General features: G+C 48.1%; 18 protein-coding genes. 7 read left to right on the top strand and 11 right to left on the bottom strand.

What is annotated here, in order from left to right:
• Window position 1: 1 nt before the first annotated feature.
• The 5 genes from LEPBO_RS0104320 to LEPBO_RS0104300 all read right to left on the bottom strand — a co-directional run bounded on the left by LEPBO_RS0104320 (window position 2) and on the right by LEPBO_RS0104300 (window position 4801).
• A complete protein-coding gene (locus LEPBO_RS0104320; RefSeq protein ID WP_017286306.1) occupies window positions 2–748 on the bottom strand; it encodes a superoxide dismutase in 747 nt (248 codons plus the stop codon).
• Window positions 749–911: 163 nt separating this feature from the next.
• Window positions 912–2228, bottom strand: a complete 1317-nt coding sequence (locus LEPBO_RS0104315; protein WP_017286305.1) for an ATP-binding protein — start codon at window positions 2226–2228, stop codon at window positions 912–914.
• A gap of 39 nt (window positions 2229–2267) precedes the next feature.
• Complete coding sequence (locus tag LEPBO_RS0104310) at window positions 2268–3017, bottom strand: proteasome-type protease (protein ID WP_026148415.1); 750 nt, start codon at window positions 3015–3017, stop codon at window positions 2268–2270.
• Window positions 3018–3149: 132 nt separating this feature from the next.
• Window positions 3150–3713: a TIGR04376 family protein gene (locus LEPBO_RS0104305; RefSeq protein WP_017286303.1), complete on the bottom strand. Its 564-nt coding sequence runs from the start codon at window positions 3711–3713 to the stop codon at window positions 3150–3152.
• Window positions 3714–3763: 50 nt separating this feature from the next.
• Entirely contained in the window at window positions 3764–4801 is a 1038-nt protein-coding gene (locus LEPBO_RS0104300; protein ID WP_017286302.1) for a type II secretion system protein N, read from the bottom strand.
• A 247-nt stretch (window positions 4802–5048) separates the two neighbouring features.
• Here LEPBO_RS0104300 and LEPBO_RS44315 point away from each other — a divergent pair, with 247 nt between their 5' ends.
• On the top strand, window positions 5049–5183 hold the full coding sequence (locus LEPBO_RS44315) for a hypothetical protein (protein ID WP_263970822.1): 135 nt from the start codon (window positions 5049–5051) through the stop codon (window positions 5181–5183).
• Here the strand turns inward: LEPBO_RS44315 and LEPBO_RS0104290 are convergent.
• Entirely contained in the window at window positions 5154–5741 is a 588-nt protein-coding gene (locus LEPBO_RS0104290) for a Uma2 family endonuclease (RefSeq protein WP_017286301.1), read from the bottom strand. The genes LEPBO_RS44315 and LEPBO_RS0104290 overlap by 30 nt on opposite strands.
• Before the next feature lie 148 nt (window positions 5742–5889).
• Between LEPBO_RS0104290 and LEPBO_RS36125 the strand changes: the two genes are divergently transcribed.
• From LEPBO_RS36125 to LEPBO_RS0104265, 5 genes are all read left to right on the top strand, one after another.
• Complete coding sequence (locus tag LEPBO_RS36125; RefSeq protein ID WP_017286300.1) at window positions 5890–8901, top strand: tetratricopeptide repeat protein; 3012 nt, start codon at window positions 5890–5892, stop codon at window positions 8899–8901.
• A gap of 162 nt (window positions 8902–9063) precedes the next feature.
• On the top strand, window positions 9064–9342 hold the full coding sequence (locus LEPBO_RS0104280; RefSeq protein ID WP_017286299.1) for a type II toxin-antitoxin system prevent-host-death family antitoxin: 279 nt from the start codon (window positions 9064–9066) through the stop codon (window positions 9340–9342).
• Between the two features lie 5 nt (window positions 9343–9347).
• The gene (locus tag LEPBO_RS0104275; protein WP_017286298.1) at window positions 9348–9629 is read left to right on the top strand and encodes a type II toxin-antitoxin system RelE family toxin; all 282 of its coding nucleotides are present in this window, start codon (window positions 9348–9350) and stop codon (window positions 9627–9629) included.
• Window positions 9630–9866: 237 nt separating this feature from the next.
• Window positions 9867–10091: a type II toxin-antitoxin system HicB family antitoxin gene (locus LEPBO_RS0104270; RefSeq protein ID WP_239741289.1), complete on the top strand. Its 225-nt coding sequence runs from the start codon at window positions 9867–9869 to the stop codon at window positions 10089–10091.
• Window positions 10081–10293 carry a type II toxin-antitoxin system HicA family toxin gene (locus LEPBO_RS0104265; RefSeq protein WP_017286296.1) on the top strand — a complete coding sequence of 71 codons (213 nt, stop codon included), beginning with the start codon at window positions 10081–10083 and terminating at the stop codon, window positions 10291–10293. Before LEPBO_RS0104270 ends, LEPBO_RS0104265 begins: the two co-directional genes overlap by 11 nt.
• An 81-nt stretch (window positions 10294–10374) precedes the next feature.
• On the opposite strand, the gene gndA is transcribed toward LEPBO_RS0104265, so the two are convergent.
• The 3 genes from gndA to LEPBO_RS0104250 form a co-directional block, all read right to left on the bottom strand.
• Window positions 10375–11892, bottom strand: coding sequence for an NADP-dependent phosphogluconate dehydrogenase (gene gndA / locus LEPBO_RS0104260; RefSeq protein WP_017286295.1), 1518 nt, complete (start codon window positions 11890–11892; stop codon window positions 10375–10377).
• A gap of 218 nt (window positions 11893–12110) precedes the next feature.
• On the bottom strand, window positions 12111–12947 hold the full coding sequence (locus LEPBO_RS0104255; RefSeq protein ID WP_017286294.1) for a hypothetical protein: 837 nt from the start codon (window positions 12945–12947) through the stop codon (window positions 12111–12113).
• A gap of 154 nt (window positions 12948–13101) precedes the next feature.
• Window positions 13102–13845: a histidine phosphatase family protein gene (locus tag LEPBO_RS0104250; RefSeq protein ID WP_017286293.1), complete on the bottom strand. Its 744-nt coding sequence runs from the start codon at window positions 13843–13845 to the stop codon at window positions 13102–13104.
• A gap of 118 nt (window positions 13846–13963) precedes the next feature.
• Here LEPBO_RS0104250 and ndhM point away from each other — a divergent pair, with 118 nt between their 5' ends.
• Window positions 13964–14302, top strand: coding sequence for an NAD(P)H-quinone oxidoreductase subunit M (gene ndhM, locus LEPBO_RS0104245; protein WP_017286292.1), 339 nt, complete (start codon window positions 13964–13966; stop codon window positions 14300–14302).
• Between the two features lie 201 nt (window positions 14303–14503).
• Here ndhM and LEPBO_RS0104235 read toward each other — a convergent pair whose 3' ends face one another.
• Together LEPBO_RS0104235 and LEPBO_RS36120 are read right to left on the bottom strand one after the other, a co-directional pair.
• Window positions 14504–15091 carry a Uma2 family endonuclease gene (locus tag LEPBO_RS0104235; protein WP_017286291.1) on the bottom strand — a complete coding sequence of 196 codons (588 nt, stop codon included), beginning with the start codon at window positions 15089–15091 and terminating at the stop codon, window positions 14504–14506.
• Window positions 15092–15152: 61 nt separating this feature from the next.
• The gene (locus LEPBO_RS36120; protein ID WP_071596204.1) at window positions 15153–18407 is read right to left on the bottom strand and encodes a HEAT repeat domain-containing protein; all 3255 of its coding nucleotides are present in this window, start codon (window positions 18405–18407) and stop codon (window positions 15153–15155) included.
• Between the last annotated feature and the right edge of the window lie 310 nt (window positions 18408–18717).

Below are 18717 nucleotides of genomic sequence, written 5' to 3'. Positions count from 1 at the left end.
ATTACTTTCTCTGCGCTTGCGCGTAGCGTTGATTGACTGCTTGCCAGTTCACGACATTCCACCAATTTGTCAGATATTCTGCTCGACGATTCTGATACTTCAGGTAGTAAGCGTGTTCCCAAACATCATTGCCTAAAATCGGATAGGCATTGGGATTGCTCATCAGGGGATTATCTTGATTTGCGGTTGAAGTGATGCTGAGTTTTCCTTGGCGATCGCTGACGAGCCACGCCCATCCACTGCCAAAGCGATCGGCTCCAGCTTTATTAAACTGCTGCTTAAATGCATCAAAACTGCCGAAGGTCTGATCAATTGCTTTTGCGACAGCTCCAGTCGGCGTGCCTCCAGCTTTTGGAGCCATAATCTGCCAGAACATCGTGTGATTGACATGTCCGCCGCCGTTGTTGCGAATCTTCGTCCGAATTGCCTCCGGAACCTGGTTGAGATTCTGAATTAAACTATCAACGCTCTGCTTCTGAAGGTCTGGATAAGCCTTTAGAGTCTCATTAATGTTATTCACATAAGTTGCATGATGCTTATCGTGGTGAAGTCGCATCGTTTGAGCATCAATGTAAGGCTCTAGGGCAGCATAATCGTAAGGCAATGGATCAAGCTTTGCGGGGGAAGCACTCAACTGTGGTGCTGCTGAGGGAGCCGCATCGACTTGGCTATTAGACTGACAGGCAAAAAATAATGGAACTAGCAAACCGACGAAAAGAATGAGGATACGTCTGAAAGTTGTTTGCATAAGAATCTCTCTATTCCTAGAATCACTCAGACAATACCATAGGCGATCGGCAACTTCGTCCTGATGTGACCTCGCTTTACAGTCCTAATGAAATCGTCATAAGCCCTCTGTCTTAGGGCAGTTGAAAGCTTATGACGGTTCCTGATAGAGCATGTCCCGTATCTCAAAGCGTGAACTCAGCAAACTCATCCTGTTCGGTTGGCTGTGGTGGAGTCTGATACTTCTGTGTTTGAATCAATTCGCTCAAGGTTAGCTTCGGATTCTGCTGGATTAAGTTCAAAGCAGTCATGAAATCGCGAATAATTTCACCGGGAGTGAGGCGCGTCTCGGTTCCGACTTTCCCGCCGCGGACTGCACTGATAAAGGTTGAAATTTCAGAAGCAGTGAGTTGCTTTCGCATCTCGTAATGGCTGAAAAATACGATCGAGATTCGCTGCAAAAGTAACTGCAATTCTGGTTCGCTTAATGCCTCTAATCGAATCACAGGCGCACTCGTATCTGCTTCATCGGATTGAATCACGCGACTTTCAGCGGTGCGACGTTGCCAAGCTGGATCGCTATACAATCCGCGTCTCGGATCTTCGAGAAATTGAGGGGTTCCTCCGATCAAAGTTCCCAGATGGCTAACTTTCCCTTGCATCGCATCATTGAACATTGCTAAAAGCTTGTCATAGTTATTTTGACGCGCGATCGCGGTTGAAATCTTCGACAAGTGGATGACTTCATCCAAAATGATAATCAGTCCTTTATAGTCAATGTCTGCTGCAAATCGAGCGATCAGCTTCACATAGTCATACCAAGAATCATCATCAATAATGACTCTGACTCCCAAAGCTGCTTTTGCTTCGGTCTTAGTGGAAAACTCACCGCGTAACCATCGCATCGCTGATTCTTTTTTGGCTTCATCATTCGATCGATAGCCTGTCCAGTAGGCAATGATCACCGTTGCAAAATCAAATCCATTGACTAAATCTGCAACATCTTGTGTCACTAAGCGAATCTGAGCTTCTACCTGTTGATCGAAGCCTTCGTCACTCGGCTTCATGCCTGTGTCCTGAGCTACCTGTGCCTGAATCGCTGCAATCCAGCGTTCTAGAATGAGGGTGAGCGCGCCGCCTTCAGGTCGGCTTTTCGTTGCCAAATTTCGCATCAATTCGCGGTAAGTTGCAACGCCTGCGCCTTGACTGCCAACTAACCGTCGATCAGGCGTGATATCTGCATCTGCAACAACAAATCCCTGTTCCATTGCGAGATTGCGAATCAATTGCAGGGTAAAGCTTTTCCCGGCTCCATATCGTCCAATCACAAATCGAAATGCGGCTCCGCCATTTGCCACATGCTCAAAATCCTGCCGAATGGCTGCAATCTCTTTTTCTCGTCCGACTGCAATATGTTCTAAACCGACACGTGGCACAACTCCTGCACTCAGAGCATTGACGAGAGCAGTGGAAACGCGCTTAGTAAGTTTAGGTTGAGACATAGAGAACCAAAGAATTTCAGAAATTCACAGTAACACTAATTATGTGTCCCCGTTCAAGTAATGCTGCCAATCAATGTTCGGCATCTGCTCAAACGCTTCGTTGAGACATTTTCCCCATTGTTGGCGAATCTGAGTTAAGTAAGGCGCATCAATGTTTAAGCTCAGGCGATATCGAACTTTGAAACTATTCGCCTCATACATGACTAAGTTGATGGGCGGGCCGACTGAGATGTTAGAAATCATGGTCGAATCGATCGATAACAGCGCACATTTCGCAGCTGATTCGATCGAGGTTTCAAAGGACAAGACACGATCGAGAATCGGTTTGCCATATTTCGCCTCGCCAATCTGCAAAAAGGGCTTTTCTTTCGAGGCTTGAATGAAATTGCCTTGACTATAAATCATGAAGAGTTCTGGCTCTGAACCGCGAATCTGTCCGCCGAGGAGCACGGTGCAGTTGTAATCAATGCCATCTTTCTCAAGCCAGGGGCGATTTTGTTCCTGAACTTGACGAATCATGTTGCCGATATACCGCGCAATTTCAAACATGCTCGGCAATGTGTGCAGGCTGACTTCTGCTTTTGCGGTGATGTCTTGCTGCATTAAAGTCAAAGCGGACTGCGTGATCGACAAATTGCCAGATGTGCAGAGCAAGATGGTGCGATCGTTGTCGATCGAGAAGTCAAAGAGTTTCCGATAGGTCGAAATGTAATCGACTCCCGCATTCGTTCGAGAGTCTGCCGCCATTACGAGTCCTTCTTTTGTGAGAATCCCAAGGCAATAAGTCATACGGGTAGAGTAAAAAGTCTATTAGCACTACTCTACGATGAAGTGGGGAGTGGGGAGTGGGGGTGTTCCTTTAGTAGCTTCCTACTCCCTACTCTTATTTAGCATTTACAACTGCAAACAGAATTCCTCTCCCTATCTCCCCATCTTCCGCTTCATCTCCTCCAACTCTTCCTGCGTTTCCCACTGCTGAAACTTCTGCTCTAACGGGTCATCGATCTTAGTTGCACTCTGATTCCAGCCATCGACTGCCCAGCGTTGTGAAGCTTGAGCGGCTTGGGTTGCTTTCACCTGTTTGATCTCAGTCTGCAATTCCTGCCGCCGAATCTGAATCTTTTTCTGTAACTCTTCTGTCTGCTGAATCCGTTCTTTGAGAACTTGCATTTGTCCCCATTTTTGATTGCCTTCGCGTAAGAGCGAAGCTTCATGTGCCTCGGCTGGTTCTGCTAAATCCTTGCGTCCTGCTGTTCTTGCTTTCTCAATTCGCACATGCCAGCGCTGAATTTCTTGCGCTGTCGTCAAAATTTCTGCTTCGACTTGTTTTTCTCGCAACCGCAAATCTGCTAACAATCGGCGCGTTTCCTGTTCTTGTTCATACAGCTTCTCTTCGAGTGCTTGTAATTCAAGCTGCGGATTGTTCTTCAAAAACTCATCGATGCGAGTTTCTAGAAAACGCCCAAGATCGTCGAACAAACCCATAAACTGCTCCAAGAGAAAGGGACAGAGGAAGAATTCTCCCCTGCCCTATTCTAAAGTTTTTGTCCGATCGAGAGCGATCGAACCTCGCCATTCCGTCGCACCGTGACGTAATTATTGTCAATATCGACGACGCTCCATCCGCTCGACCCAATGCTCTCACCAATGTAATAGCGCTGAGTCACACCATTCATTTCAAATAAAATTGCAGATTGGGTGGGGTCAGTCGCGATCGCGATGCCGCGTAATAATCGCTGAGGTTCTGCTGCTGGAGCTTGACTCGGCAGGATGACTGGAGCCACTGGAGCGTTTGGTTTGGTTGCTAAGGGATTACTGGCTGGATTGATCGATAAACGCTCTAGCGCAGAAGAAAGCCGAGAGAGAACTTGGTTGAGTTCTTGCGGATTTTTACTGACGGCTGTGCCAACGGGCATCGGACTGGAAACAGAAGGAACATTGATCACGACTGGCGAATTGAGTTTGGATGCAGTGGGATTTCCTGCAACTGCAACCGGAGGAAGACTATTTTTAAGGGGTGTGAGATTTGTCGGCTTATTTGCAGCTTTGCGATCGATAGCTTCGAGCGATCGCTGCATGTATTTTGCAAATTGGGCGTTTGTATCTTTGGCGGGTGTCTTGATGGTGGTCGAAGTTGCGATCGCAGAGGGTTCTTGGGTCGCGATTGTGAACCATCGCTGAATTGTTCCTCGTTGGATCAGCCACGCTGAAGCGGCAGCGATTGCCGTTAAGCCGAATGCGATCGTCAGAAATTTTAGAAGTCGATTGCTGTGAGGCTTGATCGGTTCTGCTGCGATCAGTTCATCCATTTCGGGCATGGAACCTGCCGAATTCCATTGAGGTAAGCGGGGCAGAGATGCTGTGGAACGCGGCACGATCGAGGAAAGTGCGGGAGGCATGACGATTTCGGGTGATTTCTGCGGTTGCGCCCGAATGGGTTCAGGTGGGGGAACGCTGCCGGAGAGGAGATCTTCCACATCCTCAAACAAATCATCCATAAGTCGATCGGCGTAGGCATCGACTTGAATCGAGGGTTGAGTTGCAACGAGTGCGCCGCTGATGTTTTGAGGCATAGCTTTGAGTGCAAGGGCGGATATGTGGACTTTCTGGAAACCAGAACAATGGGATCGATTTTCAGTAGGCGATTTTTTGCCGCGATCGTGGGTTTCACGATCGGTTTTTCGAGTAAAATCTTCGATTCCGGTCGTACTACGTGTTTGGAATTATACTCACGAACTTTTTTGACGGCGCAGTTCTGATTCACGATGCCCGGATTCTACGGAGATCTGGTGCGATCAGTGGGGAGTGGGGAAGTGGGGAGTGGGGACTCTAAGCGCGATTTGCTCGATCGAAAAGGTGGCCCGTTATGAGGCGAGAGGGGCGATCGTGATTCGACTGTTGCAGATTTGGGGGATTGGGGGTGGGTTAGTCGTCTGTGAAGCGATCGACGTTTAATTCAAATCCTGGGAGAACATCTTCGCCTGAGAGAGTTGTGGGGAGTGGTTGCACTTCTTTCTCTTGTCCTTGGCGATAGATTTCGACTTGTTGATCTTGCGGATTGAATAACCAACCGAGGCGGACTCCACTTTCTAGATATTCCTGCATTTTTTCTTGCAGCGTCTTCAGATCATCAGTGGCGGAGCGTAATTCGATTACAAAATCGGGCGCGATCGGGGGAAATTTTTTGCGTTGGTCTGGAGTGAGGGCTTGCCATCGAGATGATTCGACCCAGGCTGCATCGGGAGAGCGTTTCCCGCCTTTTGGAAGTTTGAAAATCGTTGAGGAGCTAAAGATTTCTCCGAGTCGGGTTTGACGATTCCAGATGCCGAGATCGATGATATAGTCCGCTTCTCGTTTACCGCTTTCTCCGCCGACGGGTGACATAACGATTAAGACTCCTTCTGCATTCTGTTCGATGTTCCATTCGGGATTGTGGAGGCAGAGTTGGTAAAACTGCTCGTCGGTGAGATGAACATGGTTGAAATCGAGTTTGAGGGGAGACGTGAGTTCCATATTGCAGTCCAAAGATTGGTGCAAGAAAGAGGGTTCTTTTATCGTACTTCTGAACTGGTGGAGTCAGGAGATTGGCTCGGCTTTGCTTTGCGGAAATTGTTTCATTCTGTGAGTATAAAAGAGAGGTCTCCCGGTTGGATGTTTGATTATGCAGAATGAGACGACTGTGCTTGATTCTCCGCCGTTGATTTTCATTTGCTATGCGCGCAAAGACAATCAAGATGATGCCTTCAAACGCCGATCGCTGGATCGACTCCTCGATCATTTGAAGCCATTGCAACGTCAGAAAAAGGCAAGGATTTGGTGTGATCAGAAGATCGATCTAGGAACGCAGTGGGATGACGAGATTCATACGGCATTGAGTTCGGCAAGGGTGGCGATCGCGTTAATGAGTCCTTCGTTTTTTGCGTCGGATTACATTTGCGAGAAAGAGATGCCGAAGATTTTTCAGCAGGTTGATGCTGGACAGACGATATTACTGCCGATTTTGTTGAGTCCGTTTGATTTGGGATCGGCTGAGTTTTATTACTCGGATGCTCAGGGTGAAGAAAAAGTGCGATCGCTGAATGATTTTCAGGCGGCGAATGGGATGGAGAAGCCGCTGATCGGTTTGCCGGAGCATGAGCAGGATGCGGTGTTGCTGCGGGTGGCACAACGGGCGCGGGAGATTGTGGGCGGAAAAAAGTCTGAGGTTCCCATCGGTGGGGAACGGGGAAAACATACACCGAGTAATTTACCGCGATCGCAGACGGAGACATTTGTGGGGCGGGATGTGGAACTGCGAGAGATTCACGATCGTGTGCAAGATGAAAGTCGGTTGGCGATTTTTGCGGTGTCGGGGATGGGAGGGATTGGCAAGACGGAATTGGTGTTGCAGTATGCAATGCGGTATCGCAATGCGGGGATTTATTTGGGGGCGGTGTGTTGGGTGAATGCTCAACAGGAGATTGGGGCGCAGATTTTGGGGTTTGCTCGATCGTGTTTGGGGTTGCAGTTGCCGGAGTTTTCTGATTCGAGTGAGTTGGTGGCTTGGTGTTGGCGGCAGTTTCCAACGGAGTCGAGTCTGGTGGTGTTTGATAATGTGCTGGATTATGCGGATATTGAGAGTTTTTTACCGCCTGTTGAGGAACGGTTTAAGGTGCTGCTGACGACGCGATCGCGGATTGAAAGCGAGTCGGTTTCGGTGTTGTCGATCGAGACTTTGCTGCCGTTGCAGGCGTATCGATTGCTATATGAAACAGTTAAAGATGAGCGTCGGTTTGAGCGAGAGCAAATACAAGCTGCTGAACTGTGTGAATGGGTGGGAGATTTGCCACTGGGGATCAAATTAGTCGGGAAGTTTCTGAAAGTCGAGCCGGATTTGTCGATCGCGGAACTGCTTGCGGAGCTAAAAACAGAGCGGTTGAAGCAGGATGGCATTAGTCAGATCGAAACAGTCTTTGAGTTGAGTTGGGAGAGGCTGAACGCGGCAGAACGACAGTTGGCGATGCTGTTGGGGACGTTTGGGAAAGCAGCGATCGCGTGGGAGTTGGTCGATCGAGCGGTGGAATTTTGTCGAGAGGAAACGGCGTGTTTGTTGCTGGAGCCAAAGGCGTGGCGGCGAGGGCGGAGAAGGTTAGTTGAGTTGAGTTTGCTTCAGCGATCGGGAGAAAACCAGTATCAAATCCATCCGCTCTTGCGAGAGTTTTTTAGAAGTAGGATGACGCAGGAGGAACAGCGATGGGTTACAACGGCGGTGGCGATGGTGATGATTGGAATTGCGAAAGAAATTCCTCAAGCTCCGACGCTAGAGGTCATTGGCTTGGTTACTCCAGCAATTCCACATCTGCAAGCGGTGGCAGAAGACTTGATGAAGTTGAAAAGTCGCGAAGAATGCGGGATTCCAGACGATGATGATCTGACGTGGGTATTCACTGGAATTAGTTGGTTTTATCAAGGGCAAGGACTTTATGCCGATGCTGAGCCTTGGGTTGCTGCAGGGTTAACGGTTGCGCAATCTTTGTTAGGAGAGCAACATCCCCATGTGGCGACAAGTCTGAACAATTTGGCAGCACTTTATGCGTCACAAGGACGGTACGAGTCTGCGGAACCGCTCTACATTCAAGCTTTGGAATTAAGACGATCGCGTTTGGGAGAATCGCATCCCGATGTGGCTCAGAGTTTGAACAATTTGGCAGGATTGTATCGGTTGCAAGGACGCTATGGGCAAGCCGAACTCCTCTTCACTCAAGCGTTGGAATTAACTCGATTGCTCCTCGGGGAATTGCATCCCGATGTGGCTCAGAGTTTGAACAATCTGGCAGCATTGTACGAGTCGCAAGGGTGCTATGAGCAAGCCGAACCCCTCTTCACTCAAGCGTTGGAATTATATCGCTCGCTATTAGGGGAGTCGCATCCCGATGTGGCTCAGAGTTTGAACAATTTGGCAGGATTGTATCGGTTGCAAGGGCGCTATGAGCAAGCCGAACCCCTCTTGACTCAAGCGTTGGAATTAACTCGATCACTCTTGGGAGAATCACATCCCAATGTGGCAACGAGTTTGAGCAATTTGGCAGGATTGTACTATTTGCAAGGACGGTATGAGGAAGCCGAACCGCTTTACATTCAAGCTTTGGAATTAAGACGATCGCGTTTGGGAGAATCGCATCCCGATGTGGCTCAGAGTTTGAACAATTTGGCAGAATCGTATCGATTGCAAGGGCGCTATGAGGAAGCCGAACCGCTTTACATTCAAGCCTTGGAATTAAGACGATCGCGTTTGGGAGAATCGCATCCCGATGTGGCTCAGAGTTTGAACAATTTGGCATTACTGTACTATTCGCAAGGGCGCTATGAGGAAGCCGAACCACTTTACATTCAAGCGTTGCAAATTGACGAGCGGGCATTAGGACAAGAACACCCGGATTTTGCAATCGATTTATATAATCTTGCAGGACTTTACACTGCACTAGAACGCTATGCAGAAGCAGAGCCATTGTATCGACAAGCGATCTCCATCTTCTACAATCGACTAGGAGAAGCGCATCCTTACACTCAACAAACTTGGCGAGGATTCATCAATTTCTTAGTTCAAGTGCTGCAAAAGGGTCGAACCTCCGAACTCTCCGATCATCCGATGACACGATCGATTCTTCAACAACTGCAAAGCGCCTCAGAATAAAGAACGGTCGCCTCGCTTCCCGGACTGTTCCCAGAAAGTAAAGCAGCGATCACGGTTTTGAAAAGAGCGATCGTCTAGAAGACTCTGAGAACCCTTGCCCCTTGCCGCCATCCTCAACAAATCGCCTAAAATAGTCCCATCTGCCGTGAATCATTTGCCACCATGCAGCAATATTCGATCGAAGAAATGCGAGAGCGATCTCAAGATGTCCTAGACTCCGCAACCAGCGAACCAGTCATTTTAGTCAATCAATCCCGCCCCAGTTACGTCGTGCTATCCGTTCAAAATTATCAACAACTCATCGATCGATTAACCGAACTAGAAGATCGCGCACTCGGCAAACAGGCTGAAACTGCACTCCAAAACTCATCCCTGATCGGAACCGAGACATTTGTCACCGAACTTCAGCAACTTGCCAACTTAGACGATCGCGACCAGTAGCAAATATGGCAAAACTGGATGGTCTAGAATCCGTTCTCGAATTTATCAAAGGACTTCAGCCCAAAATCGCGGCTCAAATCTCCAAAAAAGTTCTCATGTTAAATCTCGAACCCTTACCTGTGGATAGCAAAGCTCTCAAGGGTTACGAGGGTTATTATCGAGTAGACTCCGGTGAATACAGAATTGTTTACCGCTTTGATCCAGAATCAGATCTCGTCGAAGTGATCTTAGTCGGCAAACGCAACGATGATGAAGTCTATAAACAACTGAGCCGATTGCTTGATTAAACCGCTTTGCCAATCTGTGAGCAATCTCGCAGAATTCCACCTTACATTAGAGCGCCACGCAGAAAGTAAATCAGCGATCGCTCTTTTCAAAACCGCGATCGCAAATTTCGCCAGTATGATCAATCTACACCTGCTTAAATAGCCCGTATACGATCTCCACTTATAACAAGTTCTCACATTCCTGCCCTACGAACCTCTCCCAACCTCCTTCCAAACTTCAGCAAGAACCGCGAACGTATGATGAAAACCTTGCAAGACTATACGATCGTCATCCGCCCCGAAGACAACGGGACTTTTGTAGCTTATGTTCCTGCAATTTCAGGTTGTCATGCCTGGGGACAAACCTCAGAAGAAGCAAGAGCCGAGCTTATCAGCGTATTTGACATGATTCAAGAAGAATACCTAGAAGAAGGAAAAGTGCTGCCCCCTGATGTGAAATTGGTTGTTGCTCATGCCAGCTAGAGCCAGCGAACTTGCTAAAGCTGCGAAGAAATTAGGATTTGAAAAGGCTAGGCAGAAAGGAAGCCATGCCCGTTGGAGACATCCAGACGGCAGAGCAACCACCATTCCAGTGCATGGAAACAGCGAAATTGGCGGTTGGCTCTTCCACGAGATTCTTGAACAGCTTGGAATTACCGAAGAAGAATTTGAAGAACTCCGATGATCTAAACAAAGGGTCGATCGAGAAACCTCGATCGACCCTTTTTTGCAGACGTTCCCAAGCTAGATGACTCAGTGTAACTGACTAACGATTAGTCTGCACTTCTTTTATCTCAACATCACCCGCACTGGGACGGGGCTGATCCGCAACCAACTTCTGCGGAGTCGAAAAACTCGAAGCCGACTCCTGCGCCAAAGCCGTCCATTCCGTATGGAATACACCTTCTTTGTCCGTCCGCAGATAAGTATGCGCCCCAAAATAATCGCGTTGCGCCTGCGTTAAATTTTGTGGCAAGCGATCGCGACGATAACTATCGAAATAATCCAGCGACGCACTAAACGCCGGAACCGCAATTCCATGCCGCGCCGCCGCCATAATTACCTCGCGCCAAGCTGATTGACGATCGAGAATTGTCTGCCTAAACTCCGGAGCCAACAGCAAATTCGGCAGCGTCGGATTCTCGATAAATGCGTGCTGAATCTTACCCAGGAAGCCCGCCCGAATAATACAGCCGCCCTTCCAAATCCGCGCACATTCCGCCAAATTCAACTCATAGCCATAGTTTTGCGACGCAACATTCAGCAACGCCATCCCTTGCGCGTAAGAACAAATCTTCGAGCAATACAGCGCATCTCGCACTGCATCAATAAACGTTTTGCGATCGCCCTCAAACTTCGGACTCTCATAGCTCAACTGCTGCGAAGCCTCCATCCGCTCCGTCTTATAAGACGACATAATCCGCGCATTCACCGCAGCAATAATCGTCGGAATCGCAACCCCCAATTCCAACGCATCCGTCACCGTCCAGCGACCCGTTCCCTTCTGCCCCGCAGCATCGAGAATCAACTCAACCAAAGGCTTCTGAGTATCCGGATCAAAGACTTTGAAAATATCTGCGGTAATTTCAATCAGATACGAATTCAACTCAGGAGTCTCATTCCACTCCATGAACACCTGATGCAACTCGTCCTGAGTCAATCCGCCCACATTTTTCAGCAAATCATAGGCTTCTGCAATCAACTGCATATCGCCATACTCAATGCCGTTGTGCACCATTTTGACGTAGTGACCCGCGCCACCTGGCCCGATGTAAGTCACACAAGCCCCATCATCCACCTGAGCCGCAATCTTCGTCAAAATCGGCTCTAGATATTCATAAGCCGTTCTCGTTCCCCCCGGCATCAAGCTTGGCCCATTTAACGCGCCTTCTTCACCGCCGCTCACGCCCATGCCAATGAACGTAAACTTAGCCGCTTCGAGTTCGCGTGCCCGCCGCGCTGTATCGGTAAATAAAGAATTACCGCCATCAATGAGAATATCTCCTTCATCCAATAGCGGTTTCAACTGCTCGATCATCGCATCCACAGGCGCACCCGCTTTCACCATGATCAAAATCTTGCGCGGACGTTCTAATGAAGCGACAAATTCTTCGATCGTATAAGTCGCCTGAACATTCTTGCCGCCTGCCCGCTGTGCCATGAAGGCATCGGTTTTTTCGCGACTGCGATTATAGACCGAAACTGGGAATCCGTTCCGCTCAACGTTGAGCGCGAGGTTCTCGCCCATCACGGCAAGACCAATTACACCAAAACTTTGTGCCATAAAAATTCTCTGCTAACTCTGTAACAGCCAGAAGCAATCGTTCCTTCAACGGTAACTCGATCGCACTTAGAGTAGCCTGGAAGATTACATTAAGACTCTGGCTCAAGAATGATTGAGTGCGATCGCAACATTGCTTGAGCAAAGCATCTCAATCAAAAATGGCACTGTATGCAATTGTTGCAATTGTCAACAGCCTCACATAAATTGCGAACACAAAATTATTTTAAGTTCCGCAGAGCAACTTCCTGGTTTTTACGGTAAGCCTGAGTTCGATTTTTAGCGACATCCGCACGAGCATGATTGTTCGGAACTTCAGACATCAACCGTGAAGCCGTTCCCCACATATCCGCTACTTCTTGCCACTGAGCCGGGGTTTTGGCATCTTTACTCGCTTTGGCTGCTCGTTCTGCAACTCGGACTGCGGTTGCAAAGGAGTCACCATCTTGCTTAATACTGCTTTTCCAGGTTGCTTGAGGAGAATCTGCTGCTTGTGGAGGCTGCCCCGGCAGAATCTTGCCGCCGGTCATGGCATAAACCCCGAGTCCCGCCAACATCAAGCCTGCCGTCAACACCACTCCACCCAAAATCCCGCGATTGAATTGCCGTTTCTCGCGTACAGCTTGGGGAGAAAGCGTTCGGGGCAGATCATCGCGCTCACTGAACGTCTCTCGTAAATCTTGAAACATCCCTTTAATTGGGTTCGGTCGTCGCAGCGCAATCTCTTGTGCCCAAAGCAACTGCCCATCGGGATCGCGATTGATTTCCTCAAACCAAAGCAACTGCTGCTCGCGCACAATTCGACAGTTGATATTGACTCGTCGCACATTGCGCGGCGAAATCGACTCGAGAATCTTGCGAATGCGCTCGGTAAGGGCGGCTCGATCGAGCTGTTCCGCAGTCGCCGCTTCACAGAGCAGTTGCAAAACCCCGTTTGCGAAAATCGCACGAGTTCTGACGCCTGAATCTGAAAGCTTATCATTCAGAACTTGAATGATCGCTGCAACGCTCCCTTGATGAGCTTGCCTGTAGATATCGTTGACCGGACTTACAATCATGAGGATTTATTAGTAAGTAAACGAATAACCCTGACTCGGAAGGCTCTACGATAATATATCTCGTGTTTTGGTAATTAGAGCAAGCATAACTTTCAAAAAGGACATTTTTTTGTCTAAAAAACGCAATTCTGACCGATATCTTACGTCAGTATTTCTAATGTAAATGACGCGAATCATTAAACCGACGAATTTGCCATAAGTCTGTATTGAAGCGATTCTGATTTTGCAGTTCCCATCGCGATCGATCAATCCAAAACTCAAACAGGGCAGTATTGTGCGCCCGTAATCGCCAAGATCTATCGCTTCCTAGTAATTGAGCGATTAAGTGTTGCAAAATCCAGCTATGGCTAACAATCCAAAGTTGATCCCCATCGCGATGACGCTGCATAATTCGATCGAGAAATCGTTTCGCGCGATCGCGGGCATCGTATAGCGTTTCTGCTTCTGGAATCGGAATCCAATCCGGCGAACTTTCCAGTTTTCGACACAAATCTGGATAGCGAGTCTGTGCTTCTGCCCAAGTTAACCCTTGAAAAATTCCGTTCTGAAATTCTTTTAATTCTTCTGCGTGTTCGACTGGAATTGTTTTTGGGCTCGGCTCGTCTGCTTCGATTGGGGTTTCGCTATCTGGATCGATCAAATCGCTCACCGCTGCGGGTAGATGCGGCACTTGAAAATAGGAGAGTAAAATTTCCGTCGTTTGCACTGCCCGTTTGAGCGGACTGGTATAAACGTGCGAAGGTCGCCACGATTCAGTCCGAAGAGTCTTGGCAAGGCTCTCTGACTGTTGCCGACCCAGCGGAGAGAGTTCGTAATCGCCGTGACCTTGCATCCGTTTTTCGATGTTCCCGATCGATTGAGCGTGGCGGATAAATAGGAGTTTGAGGACTTTCGACATGAGAAATCAATTCTTAGGGGCGAGGAAGATCGATGGACAGATTTGAGGCGATGAAGATTTTTCGCAGGAAGTGCATTTACAATGCTTAAAGCAGGTTATACGAATCTTAGGTCAGCCTATGTTACTCAAATCCACAACTCGCCACATTCATATTTTTACGGCAGAAGTGCAAAATAATGAGCTAGTTGAGAGCGATAAGGTTCTGACACTAGACGTTGATCCCGACAATGAGCTGCTGTGGAATCAAGATGCACTGCAAAAGATCTACAGCAAGTTTGATGAACTGGTTGAATCTTACAGCGGCGAATCGCTAACCGACTACAATTTGCGCCGAATTGGGTCAGATTTAGAGCATTTAGTGCGATCGCTGCTTCAAAAAGGCGAAATCTCCTACAACCTAGAAAGCCGCGTATTGAACTACAGCATGGGTCTTCCCCAGGTAAAACCGGAAGAGTAAGCGATCGCGTTTTGAGTGAGAACGTTTCGATTTGAAGTGAGACTGATCGGGCTTGAAGTGGGTGCGATCACGCTTTGGGTCGAAGCGTTTTTGTTTTGAGTGGCAGTGTTTTGTATCAAAGGGGGATTTGTGCTATCGTTGGGGGCTTGTTTCTGAGTGATCCCGTCGTCAATGTCGCAGTGGACTGCGAGTAAATTCAATTTACTCGTCTGTGAATCGATCGACTTGGAGTTCAAATTCAGGTAAAACGGTTTCACCTGAGAGTAGAATCGGCAGCGATCGCACTTCTTTCTCCTGTCCTTGCCGATAAATTTCAACTTGTTGATCTTGCGGATTGAGTAACCAGCCCAATCGTACGCCACTGTCTAGATATTCCTGCATCTTTTCTTGTAAATCTGCCAGATTATCGGTTGCAGAGCGCAGTTCGATGACAAAATCAGGCGCGATCGGGGGAAATTTTTTGCGTTGTTCGGGTGTGAGAGCTTGCCATCGAGAGCGTTCGACCCACGCTGCATCAGGAGATCGGCTCCCTCCTTTTGGAAGTTTGAAAATTGTGGAAGAACTAAAGACCTCTCCGAGTTCAGTTCGGCGATTCCAATTGCCTAAATCAATGATGTAATTTGCTTCGCGTTTTCCGCTTTCTCCGCCGACAGGGGTCATGACAATTAAGGCTCCTTTTGCACTGCGCTCAATGTTCCATTCAGGATTCGTGATGCAGAGTTGGTAAAATTGCTCATCGGTGAGATGAACTTGATTGAGGTCGAGCTTGAGGGGAAGGATGAGTTCCATATGGTAGTCCAACTTTGGTGCAAGCAGAGGTTTCTCTCATCGTACTTGATCGCATTACTCGCTAGGTTGAAGTGGCGGCAGCGGCGGTTAAAGTGGCACGGGTATAAAACAGTTGCACGAAGATGTCGCTGACGGTATGGTCTTTGCTTTGTGCGGCATAAAGAATCAGTTTTTCGCGTAGATCTGCGGCTTCTTCTAGCGGAAGCAAGGTGGCTAGTAAGAAGTAAACGCCTCGAAATCTTGAATCTCCCATGTGATCAATTAAACGATTTTGGGCGGTTTCAGTATCGCCTAAGAAGGTTTGCACGATGAAGAATTCCATGATCTTGTCGTGGCGGCATGACCATTCTTGTTTGGCTTCACCTTGAGGATCTTTCCATTGCCGACTGATGACCATCTTGTATTTTTCGTCTTCCATGCTGAGCAATTCATGGAGAAATTCATCGGCAGGAATAGCTTTCTCGTCGTTGAGCCGAAGTTGGTAAAGGGCTTCTGAAAATTTCTTTAGGGGGAAGTCTTGGTTCCAGCGATCGCGGTAATCCTCCGCCATCAACTCATACTGCTGCTTCTGTAATCCAAACAGATCGGGCGTTTTTCCTAAAGCAATCATCTGCGCCACGATCGTTAAGTCCATCGGATTAGAAAGAATCCGTTGCGTTGCGGCAAGTTCTTCAGAAAATTGCTGAGAGTCGAGTGCTTGGGTGAGGTACTCGCGACAGGATTTGATGTAGTCGGATTCATTGTTGGGAGCGACGATCGCTTGTCTTGAAAGTAAGAAGGTTTCGATTTGAGTGTTTTCGAGCGGTTGGAGTTCGTAGATTTTGGCGGTGGTGGGGGCGATCCATTCGATCGGTTGGGTGGTCAAAATGATGTTGCCTTTAAAGTAGCTTTCGACAAATTGGCTGATTTTGGCGCGGGTGTCGGCACTGACTTCGTTTAAGCCGTCGATGCAGATGTCGATCGCGCCGCTATAAATCAGATTTTTGAGGAATTCTGCATCTTGGGCTTGTCCGTGCAGTTTGGCTTGGATAGCTTCGATTACGCCGTTTTCACATTTACGGGCAGGGAGAAAGACGACGATTCGATCGCTCTGTTGGGCTAAATGACGCAAGAAGAGGGATTTGCCTAAGCCGGAACTGCCTTCGAGAATGATTTGTCCTTGAATTCTGGGAATCGCTTTGTTGAGGGGAGCAGAGTGACGGGAGCCGACGAGATTCACGTTCGATTCGGGAAAATAGGCTTTGGGATCGAAGTTGCTGAGGCGGGCATCGGCAAGTAAGGAGACTTTGAAGGGTTCAAAGAGTTTGCGACGGAGGAATGGAACCCAAGCGAGGAGAAAGCCGACGTAGCCGACTCCGCCGATTTTACGTACCCAGGGATTCCAGAAGAAAATGGCTTGAACCCATGTGTATTTGGGATAAGCGAAGATGAGCGCAGCCCAAAAGAGGAGATGAGCAGCAATGATGTTTCTGGCTTGATTGAGGTATTTCCAGAGGGTGAGGGAGTCGATCGCGGTTTTGACAGTATTGGCTTCAGTAAAGTTGGCATCCTTGAGATTTTTGTAGTGTTGTTCGAGGAGCAAAGCGTCTCTGAGATTCCAGTTTCCTTGACTGATGACAGTTGCGATCGCTCTGGCGAGTTCAGCGCGAGACTCTGTGAACCCTTCACTCGGCTTCCAGGCTGTTGCAAAGACCTCCATGGTTTTCTTGGCTTCATCATGGTCGAGTTTAGTCGGAATGCTGTCTCGTTTGGGAGAACCGATCCATTTCAGTAATGTCTTAGTCACACTACTGTCTCCGCTATAGAAGTAAGCAGCGAAACGTGCCTTGTCAAAATCTCTGGAATGTCGATCGTGAGTTTGCTCGATGAAAACAAATATTTCGCTTAATGCTAACGGTCTAAGCTTTCTTAATCCCAAAACTGCGCCGATGCGAAGATCGGAGTCTTCCTTGCTGTTTTTGAGAATGTCGGTGAGGACTTGCTCTGCAAGTTCTTCTGATTTCCCTGCATCAATCAATGCCCAAGCTGCGCCGATGCGAAGATCGGAGTCTTCCTTGCTGTTTTTGAGAATGTCGGTGAGGACTTGCACCACCGTACTATTCGTTTTGCCTGCATTTCCCAATGCCAAAACTGCGTCGATGCGAATCTTGGAGTCCTCCTTGCTGTTTTTGAAGATGTCGGTGAGGACTTGTACTGCGAGTTCTTCCGATTTCCCTGCATCAATCAATGCTGAAGCTGCGCCAATGCGAATCTTGGAGTCCTCCTTGCTGTTTTTGAGGATGTCAGTGAGGACTTGCGCCACCGTATCATTTGTTTTACCTGCATTGATTAATGCCTTAGCTACAGGGCGGCGAATCAGGGAGTCTTCCTTGCCGTTTTTGAGAATATCGGTGAGGACTTGTACCGCCGTGTTGTTAGTTTTGCCTGCATTCCCCAATCCCTCAACCGCGTTGATGCGAATCAAGATGTCTTCCTTGCCGTTTTTGAGGAAATCAGTGAAGACTTGTACCGCCGTGTTGTTAGTTTTTCCTACATTCCCCAATCCTCTAGCCGCGTTGCTACGAATCAAGAAGTTTGCCTCGCTGTTTCTGAGGATGTCAGTGAGGAATTGCACCACCGTGTCATCAGCTTTGCCTGCATTGACTAATGCCTCAGCCGCGCGACTGCGAATTAAGAAGTTTTCCTCGCTGTTTCCGAGGATGTCAACGAGGAATTGCACCACCGTGTCATCAGCTTTGCCTGCATTGACTAATGCCTCAGCCACGCAACCGCGAACATCAGAGTCTTCCTTTCTGTTTTTGAAGACATCGGTAAGGACTTGCACCGCTGTATCGTTGGTTTTACCTGCATTTCCCAATGCCTCAGCCGCAGCGCTGCGAATCAAGAAGCGTTCCTCGCTGTTTTTGAGGACATCAGTAAGGACTTGCACTGCTGTGTCGTTAGTTTTGCCTGCACTTCCCAATGCCTCAGCCGCGTTGCCGCGAACATCAGGGTCTTCCTTTCCGTTTTTGAAGATATCGATCGCTCTTTTCCTTATCTCTTCTGACTGCTTAGGAAACAGTTTCAAATTCTCAGCATTAAGCCCACTAAATGCTTCAAAAGCTTTCTCTTTCACACCAGGATAGCTATCCTCTAAAGCTGCCAGAATCCCATTAATGTGCCATTCCTTGAGTTTTTCTTTCGGTTTCTCTGTTGCAGTTCCCACTGCAACCCAACTGGAGAGCGAGAAGAGCAGGGCGAGGAGGCAAATGAGGGGGGCGGAACGATGAACATGGAACCGAAACCGAGATAGGAAGCGATCGATTTTTCTATGCATAAGCCGCAACATCAAGAGGCACGAAAATCACTACATCCATTCAGTGCATGATTTCTTACAAACGTAATATTTTTTAGAACGAACGTCCTTCAAACCCCAGTTTTCCTTAATGCGATCTCGTTATTCTATAGAAATCATCCAACGATCGCTCTCTGAGTCCCGAGGTTTCGACTCAAAGATAAAAGTTTCAAATCTGAAGTGCGATCATTCCATCTCAAAGACTGAAACTTATATGTTGAAGTGCGATCATTCCATCTCAAAGTGCGATCGTTCAGTCTCGGAGATAAAAGTTTCAAATCTGAAGTGCGGT

It is taken from the genome of Leptolyngbya boryana PCC 6306 (assembly GCF_000353285.1).
GTDB lineage: Bacteria > Cyanobacteriota > Cyanobacteriia > Leptolyngbyales > Leptolyngbyaceae > Leptolyngbya > Leptolyngbya boryana.
This window is presented reverse-complemented; position numbering and strand designations above follow the sequence as displayed.

Bases quoted from the DNA above. Each gene is read 5' to 3' on its own strand.
- LEPBO_RS0104310 (WP_026148415.1), bottom strand. From the start codon at position 3,017: ATGACTTATTGCCTTGGGATTCTCACAAAAGAAGGACTCGTAATGGCG.
- LEPBO_RS0104300 (WP_017286302.1), bottom strand. From the start codon at position 4,801: ATGCCTCAAAACATCAGCGGCGCACTCGTTGCAACTCAACCCTCGATT.
- LEPBO_RS0104315 (WP_017286305.1), bottom strand. From the start codon at position 2,228: ATGTCTCAACCTAAACTTACTAAGCGCGTTTCCACTGCTCTCGTCAAT.
- gndA (WP_017286295.1), bottom strand. From the start codon at position 11,892: ATGGCACAAAGTTTTGGTGTAATTGGTCTTGCCGTGATGGGCGAGAAC.
- LEPBO_RS36120 (WP_071596204.1), bottom strand. From the start codon at position 18,407: ATGCATAGAAAAATCGATCGCTTCCTATCTCGGTTTCGGTTCCATGTT.
- LEPBO_RS0104305 (WP_017286303.1), bottom strand. From the start codon at position 3,713: ATGGGTTTGTTCGACGATCTTGGGCGTTTTCTAGAAACTCGCATCGAT.
- LEPBO_RS0104280 (WP_017286299.1), top strand. From the start codon at position 9,064: ATGCAGCAATATTCGATCGAAGAAATGCGAGAGCGATCTCAAGATGTC.
- LEPBO_RS0104250 (WP_017286293.1), bottom strand. From the start codon at position 13,845: ATGTCGAAAGTCCTCAAACTCCTATTTATCCGCCACGCTCAATCGATC.
- LEPBO_RS0104235 (WP_017286291.1), bottom strand. From the start codon at position 15,091: ATGGAACTCATCCTTCCCCTCAAGCTCGACCTCAATCAAGTTCATCTC.
- LEPBO_RS0104275 (WP_017286298.1), top strand. From the start codon at position 9,348: ATGGCAAAACTGGATGGTCTAGAATCCGTTCTCGAATTTATCAAAGGA.
- LEPBO_RS0104290 (WP_017286301.1), bottom strand. From the start codon at position 5,741: ATGGAACTCACGTCTCCCCTCAAACTCGATTTCAACCATGTTCATCTC.
- ndhM (WP_017286292.1), top strand. From the start codon at position 13,964: ATGTTACTCAAATCCACAACTCGCCACATTCATATTTTTACGGCAGAA.
- LEPBO_RS36125 (WP_017286300.1), top strand. From the start codon at position 5,890: ATGCAGAATGAGACGACTGTGCTTGATTCTCCGCCGTTGATTTTCATT.
- LEPBO_RS0104265 (WP_017286296.1), top strand. From the start codon at position 10,081: ATGCCAGCTAGAGCCAGCGAACTTGCTAAAGCTGCGAAGAAATTAGGA.
- LEPBO_RS0104320 (WP_017286306.1), bottom strand. From the start codon at position 748: ATGCAAACAACTTTCAGACGTATCCTCATTCTTTTCGTCGGTTTGCTA.
- LEPBO_RS0104255 (WP_017286294.1), bottom strand. From the start codon at position 12,947: ATGATTGTAAGTCCGGTCAACGATATCTACAGGCAAGCTCATCAAGGG.
- LEPBO_RS0104270 (WP_239741289.1), top strand. From the start codon at position 9,867: ATGATGAAAACCTTGCAAGACTATACGATCGTCATCCGCCCCGAAGAC.